The organism is Oryzomonas rubra, assembly GCF_008369015.1.
GTDB lineage: Bacteria > Desulfobacterota > Desulfuromonadia > Geobacterales > Pseudopelobacteraceae > Oryzomonas > Oryzomonas japonica.
This window is the reverse complement of sequence record NZ_SRSD01000001.1, coordinates 484936-502439: the sequence shown is the minus strand read 5'-3', so window position 1 is coordinate 502439 and position 17504 is coordinate 484936. Positions and strand designations below refer to the sequence as shown.

The 17504-nt window shown below is 59.3% G+C and carries 11 protein-coding genes; 10 read left to right on the top strand and 1 reads right to left on the bottom strand.

Features of this window, described 5'->3' with window-relative positions; translation table 11 throughout:
- Positions 1-9: 9 nt before the first annotated feature.
- Positions 10-2502 (bottom strand): glycogen/starch/alpha-glucan phosphorylase, encoded by a 2493-nt coding sequence (locus ET418_RS02305; RefSeq protein ID WP_149305953.1) that lies wholly within the window; start codon positions 2500-2502, stop codon positions 10-12.
- A gap of 401 nt (positions 2503-2903) precedes the next feature.
- Here ET418_RS02305 and ilvD point away from each other — a divergent pair, with 401 nt between their 5' ends.
- From ilvD to ET418_RS02255, 10 genes are all read left to right on the top strand, one after another.
- Positions 2904-4565 carry a dihydroxy-acid dehydratase gene (ilvD, locus tag ET418_RS02300; RefSeq protein WP_149305952.1) on the top strand — a complete coding sequence of 554 codons (1662 nt, stop codon included), beginning with the start codon at positions 2904-2906 and terminating at the stop codon, positions 4563-4565.
- Positions 4566-4924: 359 nt separating this feature from the next.
- Positions 4925-6625: a biosynthetic-type acetolactate synthase large subunit gene (gene ilvB, locus ET418_RS02295; protein WP_149305951.1), complete on the top strand. Its 1701-nt coding sequence runs from the start codon at positions 4925-4927 to the stop codon at positions 6623-6625.
- Positions 6626-6835: 210 nt separating this feature from the next.
- Positions 6836-7327, top strand: coding sequence for an acetolactate synthase small subunit (gene ilvN, locus ET418_RS02290; protein ID WP_149305950.1), 492 nt, complete (start codon positions 6836-6838; stop codon positions 7325-7327).
- A gap of 307 nt (positions 7328-7634) precedes the next feature.
- The gene (locus ET418_RS02285; protein WP_149305949.1) at positions 7635-11258 is read left to right on the top strand and encodes a DUF748 domain-containing protein; all 3624 of its coding nucleotides are present in this window, start codon (positions 7635-7637) and stop codon (positions 11256-11258) included.
- A 3-nt stretch (positions 11259-11261) separates the two neighbouring features.
- Entirely contained in the window at positions 11262-12617 is a 1356-nt protein-coding gene (locus tag ET418_RS02280; protein ID WP_149305948.1) for an MATE family efflux transporter, read from the top strand.
- Positions 12614-13921, top strand: a complete 1308-nt coding sequence (gene mtaB, locus ET418_RS02275) for a tRNA (N(6)-L-threonylcarbamoyladenosine(37)-C(2))-methylthiotransferase MtaB (RefSeq protein WP_149305947.1) — start codon at positions 12614-12616, stop codon at positions 13919-13921. Before ET418_RS02280 ends, mtaB begins: the two co-directional genes overlap by 4 nt.
- Positions 13922-14004: 83 nt before the next feature.
- A complete protein-coding gene (locus tag ET418_RS02270) occupies positions 14005-14796 on the top strand; it encodes an amino acid ABC transporter substrate-binding protein (RefSeq protein WP_149305946.1) in 792 nt (263 codons plus the stop codon).
- Between the two features lie 5 nt (positions 14797-14801).
- Entirely contained in the window at positions 14802-15818 is a 1017-nt protein-coding gene (locus ET418_RS02265) for an amino acid ABC transporter permease (protein WP_149305945.1), read from the top strand.
- Positions 15805-16581 (top strand): amino acid ABC transporter ATP-binding protein, encoded by a 777-nt coding sequence (locus ET418_RS02260; protein ID WP_149305944.1) that lies wholly within the window; start codon positions 15805-15807, stop codon positions 16579-16581. Before ET418_RS02265 ends, ET418_RS02260 begins: the two co-directional genes overlap by 14 nt.
- A 361-nt stretch (positions 16582-16942) precedes the next feature.
- Positions 16943-17362, top strand: coding sequence for a response regulator (locus tag ET418_RS02255; RefSeq protein ID WP_188055227.1), 420 nt, complete (start codon positions 16943-16945; stop codon positions 17360-17362).
- Positions 17363-17504 lie beyond the last annotated feature (142 nt).

Genomic DNA, 17504 nt, shown 5'->3' with positions numbered 1-17504 from the left:
CATTTCGGGTCAGGGTAGGTCGCGCCGGCTGTGGCGGCCGACCTTTTCGGGTTTGACGCCCCAGATCTCCCGGGCATACTCGGCGATAGTGCGGTCGCTGGAAAATTTCCCCATGCCGGCCGTGTTGAGGATCGACTTGCGGGTCCATTCGTGGGGGTGGCGGTAGAGCCGGTCCACCTCGTCCTGGCAGGCCACATAGGATGCGTAGTCGGCCAGGAGCAGGTAGGGGTCGTTGCCCAGCAGGTTGTCCACAATCGGCTTGAACAGGCCCGGATCGCCCGGTGAGAAGGTGCCGTCGGCGATCATGTCCATAGCCTGCTGCAACTCCTGGTTGTGTGAATAATAATCGCCGGGATGGTATCCGGCGCGCTTCAGACCCTCCACCTGTTCGGCGTTCATGCCGAAGATGAAGATGTTGTTCCGGCCGACCTCCTCCATGATCTCGATATTGGCGCCGTCCAGGGTCCCGATGGTCAGGGCGCCGTTCAAGGCGTACTTCATGTTGCCGGTGCCGGACGCCTCGGTCCCCGCGGTGGAGATCTGCTCCGACAGGTCGGCTGCCGGGAAGATGATCTCGGCCTGGGAAACGCTGTAATTGGCCAGAAACACCACCTTGAGCCGGTCGTGGGCCGCCGGGTCGCTGTTGATTACCTCTCCCACGGCGTTGATCAGGCGGATGATCAGCTTGGCCATGAAATAGGACGGCGCCGCCTTGCCGCTGAAGATGACCGTGCGGGGGGGGACGTTCAGGCCCGGATTGGCCTTGATGCGATTGTAGCGGGCGATGACGTGGAGAACGTTGAGCAGTTGCCGTTTGTACTCATGGAGACGTTTGGTCTGGCAGTCGAATAGGGAGTCGGGAGAGACCTGGATGCCGTTATGCCGGTAGATGTAGTCCGCAAGCCTCTGCTTGTTGGCACGCTTGACCTCCGTCCACTGTCGCTGGAAATCCCGATCCTCGGCCATTGCCCGCAGTTTTTGCAATTCATCCAGATTGGTGACCCAGGCATCCCCGATGGTGGACGAGATCAGGTCCGACAGCCAGGGATTGGCGCACTTGAGCCAGCGCCGCTGGGTGATGCCGTTGGTCTTGTTGTTGAAGCGTTCCGGCCAGAGGGCAAAGAAGTCGCTGAACAGATGGTCCTTCAGGATTTCGCTGTGCAGCACGGACACGCCGTTGATGGAGTGGCTGCCGACGATGGCCAGGTAGGCCATGCGGATATGCTTTTCCCCCTCCTCTCCCACGATGGACATGCGACGTAAACGGTCGCTATCTTCGGGGAAGCGGGCCTTCGCCTCCTTAAGAAAACAATCGTTGATCCGGTAGATGATCTGCAAGTGGCGGGGCAGGATGCCCTCCAGCATGCGCACCGGCCACTTTTCCAGGGCCTCGGGCAGGATGGTGTGGTTGGTGTAGGCGAAGGTCCTCATGGAAAGGTCCCAGGCCGTTTCCCAAGAGAGCATCTTCTCGTCCAACAGGATGCGCATCAACTCCGGGATGGCCAGGGTAGGGTGGGTGTCGTTGAGCTGGATGGCCACCTTTTCCGGCAATAGATTGAGGTCGTCGTGTTTTTTGGAAAAACGGTAAAAGATATCCTGCACCGTGGCCGACGCCAGAAAGTACTCCTGGCGCAGGCGTAACTCCCTGCCCTCGGCCATGTGATCGGCCGGGTAGAGCACCTTGGAGATGTTCTCGGTCTTCATCTTGGATTCGACCGCGCCCACGTAATTGCCCCGGTTGAAGGACTCAAGCTCGAACTCGCGGGTCGATTTGGCGCTCCACAGGCGCATGGTATTGACCGTCTCGTTGCCGTAGCCCGGCACCGGCACGTCGTAGGCCAGGGCCATGACGTCATGGGTATCGACCCACGAATGACGTACCTCTCCCGCAGGGTCGCTGGATTCCACGACCCTGCCTTCGTAGCGGATCTTGTGCAGATGCTCCTGGCGGCCGAACTCCCAGGGGTTTTCGTAGCGGAGCCAGTTGTCCGGCAGTTCGTATTGGCCGCCGTCGATGATCTTCTGGTAAAACATGCCGTACTCATAGCGGATACCATAGCCGTAGGCCGGCAGGCTCATGGTGGCCATGGAGTCGAGAAAACAGGCCGCCAGCCGTCCCAGGCCACCGTTGCCCAGGCCCGCGTCCCACTCGGTTTCGGCGATGTCTTCCAGGTCGATTCCCATCTCCATGAGGGCATTTTCCCACTCCTCCTTGATCCCGAGGTTGATCAGGCTGTTGCCCAGGCTGCGGCCCATCAGGAATTCCATGGAGATGTAGTAGACCCGCTTGGCGTCATTGATGTAGTAGGACTGCTGGGTGTCGAGCCAGCGTTCCGCCAGCATGTCCCGCACGGCAAAGGCCAGGGCCAGGTAGAGATCGGCCTTGGTGGCGGAGTATTTGTCCTTGACCAGGGTGTAGTGGAGATGCCGCATGAAGGAACGTTGCAGATCGGTTGCGGTCGGCTTCGTTTCACCGCTTGGAGGGATATCATGTGCGTTCATGGAACCGATCCTTCATGTCACGTGTTAGGGGGCGACGATAAAGTATATAGGCAGATTCCTCCGAAAGCAAGGTTAGGTATTGCTAATGAATGCGCCGAAAGGGAGGCGGAGCCAAACGCCGTGCAGAAGTTGGGTGGTCTGGCGTGCGATTGCAAGGCACTGCCTGGCCGGCACATCGTGGCCCATGGGGTTTTTCGGCAACCGAGCGACACTGAGCCTGCCCACCCATCGCCCAGAGGGACCTTGAGGCGACCGTCCGTTTTTTATCTGCGGAATAGCGGCGTAACTCCTCGGCATTCCGGGTTGACACCCGTCCGCATATATACTATCTTTTATATCCTTTATTCGCGCCAATCGGCTGTTTGGCGCCACGAAAATTCGAATCATCAAGGACGACCATCATGCGTAGCGATACCATCAAGCAGGGACTCGAACGAACACCGCACCGGGCGCTTCTCAAGGGAACCGGCGTTCCCGACAGCGCCTTTGAAAAACCGTTCATCGGCGTGGCAACCAGCTTCACCGATCTGATTCCGGGCCACTCCGGCATGCGCGATCTGGAACGCTTCATTGAGAAAGGCGTCCACTCCGGCGGAGGCTATTCCTTCTTCTTCGGCATCCCCGGCGTCTGCGACGGGATCGCCATGGGGCACAAGGGGATGCATTACTCCCTGCCGACCCGCGAACTGATCGCCGACATGGTGGAATCGGTGGCCGAGGCGCACCGGCTGGACGGCCTGGTGCTCCTGACCAACTGCGACAAGATCACCCCCGGCATGCTGATGGCCGCCGCGCGCCTGAACATCCCCTGCATCATCGTCACTGCCGGCCCCATGATGAGCGGACGCAGCCTGAGCGGACGCAAATACTCCTTTGTCACCGATACCTTCGAGGCCATGGCCCGCTACAAGGCCGGCGTGATCGACGACAAGGAACTCAAAATCTGCGAGGACAACGCCTGCCCCGGCATGGGCTCCTGCCAGGGATTGTTCACCGCCAATACCATGGCCATCCTGACCGAGACCATGGGGATGAGCCTGCCACGCTGCGGCACCGCCCTGGCGGTTTCTGCCCTCAAACGCCGCATCGCCTTTGCCTCGGGCGAGAAGATCGTCGAACTGGTGAAAAACGACGTCAAGCCCCGCGACATCATGACCCGCGCGGCCTTCGAGAACGCCATCCGGGTCGATCTGGCCCTGGGCGGTTCGTCCAATACCGTGTTGCACCTTCTGGCCATCGCCCGGGAGGCGGGGGTGGATCTGCCGCTGGAGACCTTCGACATCCTGGCCAAGGACACCCCGCAACTGGCCTCCATGAACCCGGCCGGGGAATACTTCATGGAAGACCTGGACGTGGCCGGCGGCGTCAGCGGTGTGCTCAAGCAGTTGGGGGACAAGATCAAGGATGCGCCGACCCTGTTCGGCCTGACCACACATCAGTTGGCGGAAAGCATCGCCAATGTGGATGAAGAGGTGATCCGCCCGCTCTCCAATCCGATCAAGAAAGAGGGGGGCATCGCCATCCTCACCGGCAACCTGGCCCCCAAGGGGGCGGTGGTCAAGCAGTCGGGCGTGTCGGCCGCCATGATGCTGTTCGAGGGAACGGCCCGCTGTTTCGATGCCGAGGAAAAGGCCATGGCCGCCATCATGGAGGGAAAAATCACCTCGGGCGATGTGGTGGTGATCCGCTACGAGGGACCCAAGGGCGGCCCCGGCATGCGCGAGATGCTGGCCCCCACGGCTGCCATCATGGGGATGGGGCTCGGCGATTCGGTTGCCCTGGTGACCGACGGCCGTTTCTCCGGCGGCACCCGCGGTCCCTGTATCGGTCATATCTCGCCGGAAGCGGCCGAGGGTGGCCCGATTGCCCTGGTGGAAGAGGGGGACCGCATCCTGCTCGATATCCCCAACCGCCGTCTGGAACTGCTGGTGGACGACGCCACCCTGGCTGCCCGCCGGGCCGCATGGAAAGCGCCGGAAGCCAAGATCAGGACCGGCTGGCTGGCACGCTACGCCAAGCTGGTGACCTCGGCCCATACCGGCGCCGTGACCACGGCCGATTAAGTCGGTTGTTGAAAAACAGCCATCAGGCCTTCGTCCTCGAACGCCCTTTCGTGCGACGTAGCGCCCGGCCTTCGCAGCCAAAGCGTCAGCTTCGGCGGAGTAGGCCTGCTACGTCTCCTCGGTGCATTCTGCGGGTGCGACGATCTGACTATTTTTGAACAACCTGAGTTTTTCAACAGTTTGTTACTACTTCCGGGGTTGGCGCATCTGCGTCGAGAACCGGAATGTGCTCAAAGGAGGAACCATGGAAACGCTTCCGCACAGGTCGGTTGTTTCCGCCATACATGTCATTGCTTCAGTGACGGCGCGCAAACGATAGCTTCCCATTCAACGATCCTTACAAATAAGAGGTATCACCCATGAAAATGAACGGTGCACGCATATTGCTGGAATGTCTGAAAAAGGAAGGTGTGGACACGGTCTTCGGCTATCCCGGAGGCACCGTGATCAACATCTACAACGAACTCTTCAGTTTCAAGGATATCCACCATATCCTGCCGCGCCATGAACAGGCCGGCACCCATGCGGCCGACGGCTATGCCCGCGCCACCGGCAAGGTCGGCGTCGCCATCGCCACCTCCGGGCCGGGCGCCACCAACACGGTGACCGGTATCGCTACGGCCTACATGGACTCGATCCCCATGGTGATCATCACCGGCCAGGTGTCCACGGCGCTGATCGGCAATGACGCTTTCCAGGAGGTGGATATCATCGGCATCACCCGCTCCTGCACCAAGCACAATTTCCTTGTGCGGGATGTGAAGGACTTGGCCCTGATCATGAAAAAGGCCTTCTATATCGCCAGCACCGGCCGGCCCGGCCCGGTTCTGGTGGACCTCCCCAAGGATGTGCAGATCGCCGAGACTGAATTCGTCTACCCGGATACGGTAGAGATGCGCAGCTACAAGCCGACCGTGACAGGGCATCCCCGCCAAGTGGAAAAGGCGGTGGACATGCTGCTGGAATCCCACCGTCCGGTGATCTACGTCGGGGGAGGGGTTATACTGGCCAATGCCTCGGACGAACTGACCGGCCTGTCCCGCAAACTGTCGGTGCCGGTGACCACCACCCTGATGGGGCTCGGTTCCTTCCCGGGAAACGACTCGCTGTCACTCGGCATGCTGGGCATGCACGGCTCCTACTGCGCCAACATGGCCATGACCAACAGCGACCTGATCATTGCCGTGGGGGCGCGCTTCGATGACCGGGTGACCGGCAAGATCGCCACGTTTGCACCCGGCGCCAAGATCATCCACATCGATGTGGACCCGACCTCCATCAAGAAAAACGTGCGGGTCGATCTGCCGATCGTGGGCGACGTGAAGGACGTTCTGGCCAAGATGATCAAGCTGGCCGACAAGCATAAGGACAAGGCGGATGGGTTCAAGGCGGCGCTGGCCCCCTGGCACGAAGATATTGCCGGCTGGAAGGACAAACACCCCCTTGGGTACAAGCAGAGCTCAACCGTCATCAAGCCCCAGTTCGTCATTCAAAAATTGCGGGAACTGTCAAACGATGACGTCATCGTCGCCACCGACGTGGGGCAGCACCAGATGTGGACCGCCCAGTTCTTCCAGTTCAACAAGCCGCGCACGCTCCTCTCCTCGGGCGGGCTTGGCACCATGGGGTACGGCCTGCCGGCAGCCATGGGGGCGCAAGCAGCTTTCCCCGAGCGTCAGGTCATCTCCATCTGCGGCGACGGCGGCGTGCAGATGAACATCCAGGAGATCGCCACCCTGGTGCAGAACCGCCTGCCGGTCAAGATCGTGATCCTGAACAACAACTTCCTCGGCATGGTGCGCCAGTGGCAGGAGCTATTTTTCGACAAGCGCTATTCCCAGACCTGCATGGAGTTGCCCATCGATTTCGTTAAGCTGGCCGAGGCCTACGGGGCCAAGGGGTTCAGCACCTCCAAGCCGGGCGAGGTGGAAGCGGTCATCAAGCAGGCCTTCAAGGAAAAGGGGCCGGTGATCATGGAGTTCAAGATCGCCCGAGAGGAAAAGGTGCTGCCCATGGTTCCTGCCGGGGCGTCGCTGAACGAGATGGTCTTGAATGCGTAACTCATGAATGAATAACTGATTAAATCTGCCATAGAGACTCAGAGACACAGAGAAAGGCCGAAGGCAGAAGATAGCCGGAAAGGCCCGTTTGTCTTATGCATTTATAGAATTATCCCTTTCGGATTAGTTCGTTTTTGGGTTTTCTCTGTGTGCCTCTGTGTCTCTGTCTCTCTGTGGCGGAAGTAGCTTTTGACTTTATGGAGGTTTCCCATGCTGCATACCGTATCAGTACTGGTTGAAAACGAATTTGGCGTACTTTCCCGCGTGGCGAGTCTTTTCTCGGGACGCGGCTTCAACATCGATTCCCTGACCGTCGCCCCGACCAACGAGGAGGGACTCTCGCGCATGACCATCGTCACCCGTGGCGATGAGCAGATCCTGGAACAGATCACCAAACAGCTCAACAAGCTGATCGATGTGCTCAAGGTGATCGATTTCAGCGACGGTAGCGCCATCGAACGCGAGATGATTCTGGTCAAGGTTGCGGCTGAGGACGAGAATCGCGCCGAGGTGCTGCGGATTGTCGACATCTTCCGTGCCAAGATCATCGACGTCACCCCCAAATCCTATACCATCGAGGCTACCGGAAGTCCGGCCAAGATCGACGCCATCCTGGAACTGCTCCGGCCACTGGGGTTGAAGGAGTTGGTCCGCACCGGCGCTGTGGCCATCGGTCGCGGCGCCAAAGGGTGGAAAGGGTAGGGGCGGCGGTCGCCGCAGACTCATTGGGGCCGCGCAATTACCGCTTGCGCGGCCCTTTTCGTTAGATCATGTGCCACAGAGACATAGAGACGCGGAAAAAATATTTCAGAGAGTTCGACGGCATCACGGCTCATTTTCTTAATCATTCCCGAATTAGAGAATAGTTGGAAAAATCTGTGATTTTCTCTGGGTCCCGGTGGCTCTGTGGCGGAAATACCGATTTTAGGATTATTAATGGTGATGGGTCCGTGGTATTATTTCTGAAAAGGACTTTTTTTTGTTGATCCTGTTCTGCCGCGAGGGCGCCATGTCGAGACAACGTAAGATAGCCATCATCCTTGCCGCCACTTTCGTGGCGATCATCCTTTTTTGCAGCGCCATTCTGCCGCTCATCGTCCGGAGCCAGGCCGTCACGGCCCTGGAGGAGGCCACCGGCAGGAAGGTCCGCATCGAGAAGGTCGGCATCAATCCCTTTACCCTCACGGTCACGGTCACGGGCTTTGCCATCGAAGAGAAGGGGGGCGGCCCCTTTGTCTCCATCAGACAGCTCCGCGCCTCCCTCGGGCTGGCCTCGATCTACAAACGCGCCCTGATCATCTCCCAGGTCGCCATTGAGGCGCCTTCGCTCTCCATTGCCCGTCTGGCCGCCAACAGGTACAGCTTCAACGACATCATCGAGCGCCAGAAGGCGAAGCCCCAAAAGGAATCCAAAGGGGAATTCCGCTTCTCCATCAACAATATCACCCTTGCCAACGGCTCCGTGGATTTTGACGACCGGGCCGTGGGAGGGGGGAGGAAACACACCGTTCGCGACCTCAAGGTTGCGGTTCCCTTTATCAGCAACATCCCCTATCTGGTGGAGAAATACACCGATCCCCACATCTCGGCCCTGGTGAACGGCGCACCCCTCAGCTTTTCCGGCAAGGTAAAACCGCTCAGCAAATCCTTGGAAACCTCCGTGCACATCGACCTGCGGCAGCTCGACCTGCCCGGTTATGTGGCCTATGTGCCGGTCAAGCCGCCGGCTGATCTGGCGTCCGGCAAACTGACCGTCAATACGGATGTCAGTTATCGCGTATCTGCGGACAAGAAACCGGAATTGGCCATCAAGGGGCTGGTGCAGCTGGATGGCGTTACCGTTAACCTCAAGGAGGGGCAGCCGCTGTTCCGGCTCCCGTCGTTCCAGGTGCGGGCGTCGAGCCTGGAGGTCTTTGCCCGGCGTTTTCTGGTGGACAGCATTACGGTGGAGGGGCTTGAACTGTTTGCCGGCCGCAGTGCCGCAGGGGAGTGGATGTACCAGCGCCTGCTGCCCCCGTCTGCCGGGACAGGGCAGAAACCGGCTGCCAAGGCCGATACGGATACGAAAAAGAGCCCCGCAACCTTGGTCCGCATCGCTTCATTCGATTTCAAAAACGGCGTGCTCCACGTGAACGACGCCCTTCCCAAGGGAGGCTTCAAGGGAAACATCACCGGGATCAATGCCGCGGTGAAAGGTTTCACCAACGAACCGGGAAAATCGGCCGATTACGAGGTGGCGCTGTCCCTGGACAACGAGGCCGACTTCAGCGCCGATGGCGCCTTCAGCCTGATTCCGCTCAAGGCCACGGTTTCGGCCGAGCTGAACGACCTGAAACTCCAGAGGGGGTGGCCCTATCTGGCCCGGTTCCTGACGGCGCCGCTCAAGGGGAGCCTGGACCTGTCCGTTGAGGCTGCCTATTCCCCAGAGAACGGGGTGGACGTGGAACGGGCGGATCTTGCCCTCAGCGGGCTCTCGGCTCGCTACGGCAACAAAGAGGGGCTCGACCTGCGGCGCCTGGAGGTGAACGGCGCGGCCTACCGTCAACGGGAAAACCGTCTTGACCTGGACGACGTGCTGCTGGCCCAGGGGAATGTCTCTCTCTCCCGTGAGGCAAACAGCAGTATCTCGATCCTGTCGCTGTTGCAGAAACCACAGGGGGCCGCCGCACAAAAGCCCAAACCCTCGAGCGGGAAGAGCGCCGCAACATCGGGACAACCGACTGCCAAGCCCTTCTCCTTCCGCATCAAGAAGGTGCGTATCGACAAGCTCGCCGGTTCTTTTACCGACAAGACGCTGCCGGAAAAGCCGCGCTTCACGCTACGCAACACCAGTCTCACCCTGGCCAACCTGAACGGCCCGAAATTCACTCCGGCACAGGTGCGTTTTTCCTCGATCTTCAACAAGGCCACCCCGCTCAAGGCCAGCGGCACGATCACGCCCAATCCCTTCCGCTACCGTGGGAGCGTCAGCGCGGGCAGGTTGCCGCTCCGCGATTTTGAGGCATACTTCCCCTCCAACATCAACGTCTTCATCCTGGGGGGCTCCGCCGACGCCAGCATGTACGTGGATATCGCCCTCAAGGACGGCAAACCGACCGGTACGTTCAAAGGAAGTGCCGGTGTCCGCGGCTTCCACGCCATCGATACCATGTCCGAGGAAGACCTGCTCAAATGGGAAAGCCTGCAATTGGACGATATCCAGGGCAATCTGGAGCCCTTCAGTCTGGCCCTGCGCCAGATCGCCCTCAACGGGGTCTACTCCCGCATCATCGTACGCAAGGACGGCACACTGAACCTGCAGAATCTGGTGGAAAAACCCAAACAGGCGCCGGTCCCTGCGGCCTCGGCATCCGCCGCTCCGGTACCCGCTGCCCCGGTAACGGCCGTGCCTCCAGCCGCCAGCGCCCCGCAGCGGGCGGCCGCTAAAAAACAAATACAGATCGGCACAGTGACGATTCAGGACGGTACCCTGTCCTTTAGCGACAACCACCTGCCGCAGCACTTCGTCACCACCTTCTACAACCTGGGCGGCCGGGTCAGCGGTCTCAGTTCCGAGGAGTCGAAATTTGCCGACGTGGACCTGCGCGGCAACCTGGAAAACCATTCGCCGCTCCAGATCACCGGCCGGATCAACCCGCTGCGCGACGACCTGTTCGTGGACCTGAAGGTCTCCTTCCGCGACATCGAGCTCTCGCCCGTTACCCCCTATTCCGGCACCTACCTGGGCTACACGGTGGAGAAGGGCAAGCTGTACCTGGACCTCACGTACCACATCGAAAAGAAACTGCTCAATGCCTCGAACAGCATCTTCATCGACCAGTTCACGTTCGGCGAAAAGGTGGAGAGCGGCAAGGCCACCAAGCTGCCGGTCAAACTGGGGCTGGCCCTGCTCAAGGACCGCAAGGGGGAGATCCACCTGGACGTGCCGGTCACCGGCCGCACCGACGATCCCAAATTCAGTGTCTGGAAGCTGGTCTTTCAGGTTATCAGGAACCTGATGGTCAAGGCGGTCACCTCGCCCCTGTCCCTGCTCTCGTCCATGGTCGGCAGCGGCCAGGATTTCAGCGCCATCCAGTTCAGCCACGGCGCCAGCGCAATTCCCCCCCAGGAGGAACAGAAGCTGAACGCGCTGGCCAAGGCGCTCCTGGACCGGCCGGCCCTCAAGGTGGAGTTGAAAGGGTATGTGGACCGGGAAAAGGACACGGAGGGGTACCGCCGCGAACTGCTGGACCGGAAGGTGAGGGGGGAAAAGTTCCTGGCCCTGAGCAGGCAGGGGGCGCTGAAGGAAGGTGAAAAGGCCGACAGCATCACGGTGGGTCCGGATGAGTATCCGACCTATCTGACTGCGGTCTACAAAAAGGAAAAATTCCCCAAACCGCGCAATATGCTCGGTCTGGTCAAGACCCTTCCGCCCGAGGAGATGAAGAAGCTGATCATCACCAACACGGTGATTGGGGAGACGGAGTTGAAAATACTGGCCCGCGAGCGGGTTGTGGCGGTCATGAATTACCTGGTGGCAAAGGGGCATGTCCCGGCCGAACGGGTCTTCCAGAAGAACGACGACCTGTTCAAGGCGCCGGAAAAGGAGACGACTTCACGCAGCCGGGTGGAGTTGAATGCCATTGCACAATAACCCATGACCACCGATCTGACCACCGCCCCCATACCGGCACTGATCCGGCGCCTGGCCATACCATCCGGGATCGGTTTCTTTTTCAACACCATGTTCAACGTGGTGGATACCTGGTATGCCGGCCGGCTTTCCACCACGGCGCTGGCGGCCATGTCGCTCTGCTTCCCGGTGTTCTTCATCATCCTGGCGGTGGGTGCGGGCATTTCGACCGGGGCAACGACCCTGATCGGCAATGCGTTGGGACGGGGGCGGCGCGACGAGGCCCAGCAATTTGTGCTACAGTCCCTTTCCTTTGCGCTGGTGCATGCCATTGCCCTGACAGGCCTGGGATTGGCCTTCGCGCCCCGCATTTTCGTCTTCATGGGCGCCCAGGGGGAGTACCTCTCCCTGGCGCTTGGCTACATGAACGTAACCCTGTGCGGCGCAATCTTCTCCATGCTTAATTTCGTGATGAGCGCCATCCTCAACTCCCACGGCAATACGGCCACCTATCGCAATTTTCTGGTCACGGCCTTTTTCCTCAACCTGGTTCTTGACCCCTGGTTCATGTACGGCGGTCTGGGGGTCCCCACCATGGGGCTGCCCGGCATCGCTTTGGCCACGATCTCGACCCAGTGTATGGGCAATTTTTATCTCTTCAGCCGCCTCTCGCGTTTGGGGTTCCTTCCTACCTTTACCTTGCGCGAGTTGTGGCCCCGCAGGCAGTATTACGGCGAGTTGATGAAGCAGGGCTTTCCCTCGGCTTTGAACATGATGACCGTGACCGTGGGAATCTTCATCATCACCTGGTTTGCCGGGAGGTTCGGCAAGGAGGTGGTGGCGGCCTACGGTATCGGCACCCGCGTCGAACAGCTCGCCCTGTTGCCGATCATGGGGCTGAACGTTTCCACCCTTGCTCTGACCGCCCAGAACTTTGGCGCGGGGAACCTGAAGCGTATCCGCCACGTATTGGCCCTGTCGCTCCGGTACGGTTTTGTCCTGGCAGCCATCGGCACCGTCCTGGTGTTGGCCTTCAGTACCGAGTTGATGTCGGCCTTCAGCCGCGATGGGGCGGTCATCAACGCCGGGGTCCGTTACCTGTGGATAGAAGCGTTCGTGTTCCCGGCCTACGTGCTCCTCTACGTGTGTGTTTCGGCCATGCAGGGGGTCAAGCGTCCCGGTTTCGCGCTATTGATCGGCCTCTATCGGCAGATTGCTGCGCCCGCTCTGGCGTTCCCCCTGTTGGCCATCATGCTGGGGTGGGGCGTGATGGGCATCTGGTGGGGTATCTTCATCACCACCTGGTCGGCCGCCGTCATTGTGGTCATCTATGTCTCCTGGATCGTGAAAAAGTTGGAAAAGGATACTCTACCCCCATGAAACGTGTTGCCATAGCTACCCTGGGCTGCAAGACCAACCAGTTCGAATCCGCCGCCATGAGCGAGCAGTTCCAAAAGGCCGGTTATCGGATGGTCCCCTTCACCGAGCCGGCCGACATCTACGTGGTCAATTCCTGTACGGTCACGGCCCGTACCGACGCCGAGACCCGCCGCCTGATCCGACGCGCCCGACGCCTGAACCCCCAGGCCCGCATTGTCGCCACCGGTTGTTATGCCCAGGTGGCGCCGGGGGAACTGGAGCGCATGCCCGAGGTGGACAGCGTGCTGGGCAATCGGGAAAAACAGGACATTGCCGGCCTGGTGGAAGCGGGCGAGAGCCGCATCTCGGACATCAGCGCCGAACAGACGGCAGAACCACTGCCGCTTTCAAGCTTTGCCGAGCATACCCGCGCCTTCCTTCAGGCCCAGAACGGCTGCAATTCCTTCTGCGCCTACTGTATCGTGCCCTATGCCCGGGGCAGAAGCCGCAGCGTGCCCTTGGACGATGTGTTGAGGGGGGTGCGGGAACTGGCTGCCAACGGTTACCGGGAAGTGGTGCTGACCGGCATTCACCTGGGGGCCTACGGGCTCGACCTCTCCCCGCGTCACTCCCTGGCCGGCCTGGTACGGCGCATTGCGGACGAAGGGGCTGTCCCGCGCCTGCGGATCGGTTCGGTGGAACCCAACGAACTGAGCGACGAATTGATCGGACTCATGGCCGCCTCGGAGGTCATCTGCCCCCATGTTCATCTCCCCCTGCAGAGCGGCAGCGACACCGTGCTGCATCGTATGGGACGACGCTACACGGCCCGTTTCTTCAGTGATTTGGTGGCACGGGTCACGGCCGCACTGCCGGACGCTTTTATCGGGGCCGATGTGATTGCCGGGTTTCCCGGCGAAACGGAAGATGAGTTTTTGGAGACCCTGCACCTAGTGGAGGAACTACCGTTCTCCGACCTGCATGTGTTTCCCTTTTCCCGGCGGGCCGGTACCAAAGCGGCCGGGATGCCGGCCCAGGTGCCCGCCGATGTCATCAGGGGTAGGGGGGAGCGGCTACGGGATGCCGCTGTGATGAAAAAGGGTGCATTTCTCCAGCGCTTCATCGGGCGGACCCTGCCGGTTCTGGGGCAGACGGGGCAGCCGGAAACGGGACGCATCGGGGGGCTGAGCAGAAATTACCTCCAGGTGGAATATGCTGCGTCGGAAGATCTGGTCAATCGGGAGGCCGCCGTTGTGATCGAGCGTATCCGGGACGGAGTGGCCCTGGGACGACTTGTCGGACTATGGGGGGAACAACATTCGTAAAAACGTATCTTTCCTTGACTGGTCCAACCATTTCTGTGATAATCGCGCCCCGCTTTGTCAAATTATTGTTTGAGGAGATAACCATGAAGAAGACGCTTGTTCTGTGCCTAACTGTTCTGCTGTCCCTTGCGGCGGTCTGCGCCTTTGCCGGCGACGGGTCCTGGGAGCGCGTCAAAAAAGAGGGTAAGCTGGTTATCGGGCTTGATGACGCCTTTCCTCCCATGGGGTATCGTCAGGCAGACGGTAAGCTGGTCGGCTTCGATATCGACGCCGCCGAAGAGGTCGGCAAGTGTCTCGGCGTCAAGATCGTTTGGCAGCCCACCGCCTGGGAAGGGGTGATCCACTCCCTGGACGCCAAGAAGTTCGACTGCATCTGGAACGGTATGACCATTACGCCGGAGCGGGCCAAGGAAGTGGCCTTCACCAAACCCTATATCATGGACGGTCAGATTGCGGTCGTCAATTTCAAGGAAAAGCGTTTCAAAGGGCTGAAAGACCTGAAAGGGATCAAGGCCGGCACCCAGAAGGGCTCCTCGGGCCTGGAAGCGGTCAAGAAACTTGCTACCCCCCCGAAGGAACTGAAGGAATACGAAGACTATCCCAAGGCGCTGCTCGACCTGGAAGCCGGGCGTATCGACGTGGTGGTGGTGGACAATGTCACCGGTCGCGACATGATCGCCAAGCGTCCCGGCAAGTTTAAGATCCTGCCCGGCATGATCAGCAAGGAACCTTTTGGCGTGGCCTTCCGCAAAGATGATAATGGCCTGCGCGGCAAGGTGCAGCAGACCCTGGACAAGATGGTGAAGGACGGTTCCATGGCCAAGATCTCCCGGAAGTGGTTTGCGGAAGATATCACTAATCCCAAGAAATTCTAGAGACTATGAATCGCTTTTACATACTCATCAGCAGGGTCGCCGTGACCCTGCTTTTTTTGTGGACGCTGGCCGGAACCGGTCAGGCGCTGGACAGCGACGCCCTCTCCCGCCAGGCGGGGGAGTTGATGGCCCAGGGTGACCTGCCGGGGGCCGTGGAGCTGCTCAGGCAGATCCCGGTTCCGCCCAAAGGTGCTGATGCAGGCGTTTTTGTGGCCAGCCGCATGCAGATGGCCAGAATATACGTCTCGTTGAACGAGGCTGATAAAGCCCTGGCCGCCAGTCGGGAGGTCCTGGCGCTGTTCCCGGACAACAGCGAGGCGCGGAACGCTGTCGCCGCCATCCAAAAACAGCAGCAGTCGCGTTGGCTCTCGCTGCTGGACGACAGCCGCAAATTCCTCCCGGCGCTGCTCAAGGGGGCGACCATGACCCTGCTGCTGGTGCTCTGCACCATGCTGGTCTCCCCCCTGGGGGGGCTCCTGATCGCCTTGGGGCGCATCAGCACCTTCCGCCCCCTGTCCGCTGCGTGCTGGTTCGTGATCTGGTTCTTTCGCGGCACGCCGCTTTTGCTCCAACTTTTCTTTATCTATTACGGCCTGCCGGCCTTCGGTGTGACTCTGCCGCCCCTGACCGCCGCCGTAATCGGTCTTGGGCTCAATTACTCGGCCTACCTGGGAGAAATCATCCGTGGCGCGATCCAGAGCATCGATCAGGGACAGATGGAGGCGGCCAAGGCCATCGGCATGACCTACGGACAAGCCATGCGGCGCGTCATCATCCCCCAGACCTACAAACGGCTGATGCCCCCCATCGGCAACGAATTCATCGCCCTGATCAAAGACACTGCCCTGGTATCAACCATCGCCATGGTGGAACTGATGCGCTCGGCCGACCAGCTTTTCAATACCTATTTCAACATCACGGCCCTGGCTTTGGCGGCGGCCATCTATCTCCTCTTGACGAGCATCTTCACCTTTATTTTTGAAAAAATCGAGTATCGGGCAGGGATCTATGAACACCGCTAGGGAGCCGTTGATCCGGCTGGAGGGCATAACCAAGCGTTTTAAAAATCTGACGGCGGTCGACCGGATCGATCTGGATGTCTTTCCGGGCGAGAAACTGGTCATCATCGGACCATCGGGATCGGGCAAGTCCACACTGCTGCGTTCCATCAACCTGTTGGAAGAGATCGATGACGGCGTCATCCGTTTCCAGGGGCGCGAGGTGGGGTACGTCACCAGCCACGGCCGTCGCCACCTGGACCGCCCCCCGGCGGTGTGCGCCCTGCGGACCGAGATCGGCATGGTATTTCAGCATTTCCATCTCTTTCCCCACATGACCGTGCTGGGCAATGTCATGGAAGGGCCGCTGACCGTCCGCAAAATGCCGCAGGATGAGGCCCGTCAGGTTGCCACCGACATGCTGTCCAAGGTTGGGCTGTCCGACAAGAGGGACGTCTTTCCCGCCACCCTGTCGGGGGGGCAGAAACAGCGGGTGGCCATTGCCCGAGCCCTGGCCATGCGACCAAAGTTGATGCTGTTCGACGAACCGACGTCGGCCCTGGACCCGGAACTGGTGGGGGAGGTGTTCGACACCATTCATACCCTGGCCGACGAGGGTATGACAATGATCATCGTCACCCATCACATGGGGTTTGCCCGTGAACTGGCCGACCGGGTGATCTTTATGGAATCGGGTCATTTCTTAGCCCAGGGGAATCCCCATGAATTTTTCAGCGTTGGCCAGGAAAACGAGCGCATCAGGAGCTTCCTCAACAGATTGCTGTAAGCTGGGAGGGATTATCAGGTTTGTCGAACCGGAAGGCGCTGGCGCTTTCCGGTTTTTTGTGGCGCCCGCGGGATAGTGTTAAAAAAATTACCATTGTGAAAATGATTGTAACTTGCTGATATGCAAATAGTATTTATTTTAGTGTTAAAAAAAGTAACATTACGCATATCGCTGTAATTATTAAATAAAATTGAAAGTGTTAAAAAAATTACCACTTCCGGCTGTTGCAAAATGTCCCATTGTACGCTTCAAAGGGTTGTCGGCATGTAACTCTCGGATACCATGCGTTTTTACGGGATGGCACGAGAGTTGATAGCTGTTAATTGTACCGAATCCCATGCCCGGCACGACGGAGACATCAATGGCACGATCACTTCAGTCCGCGCACATCGAGAACGATGGCCAACAGAATCAAAGAACGATATTGGTGGTCGATGATGAGTTGCTAGTGCGGCAGATGTTGCAGGATTGCCTCGAGGAGTACGGTTTTGCCGTGCTTACCGCCACGGACGGGGTAGAGGCATGCGGGCTTTTCATGAAAGAATCCGCCCGTATCGACCTGTTGGTGAGCGACGTGCTCATGCCGAGGATGAATGGCTTTTATGCCTATCAGGTCATGTGCAGGATAAAGCCTGGGTTGAAGGCCATTTTGGTGAGTGGTTACCCAAATGGCGCCGACATGATCAACGAAGCGAACATAAATGCTCCGGAATTCCTGTCCAAGCCGATCAGTCCCAAGGAATTGATCTCGAAGATACACGCAATGCTGGGTAACGTGTGACGACTCATGTGGAGAAGTAACGCGCGGTGTGAGGACGGGAATTGCAAGAAGTTGCGGTAAAGATTCCGGAATACCCGGCAGAAATGAGAAACGCGGCATTTTGTAAACAAAAACGCCCTCTTCGAGCAAGGAGGCGTTTTTG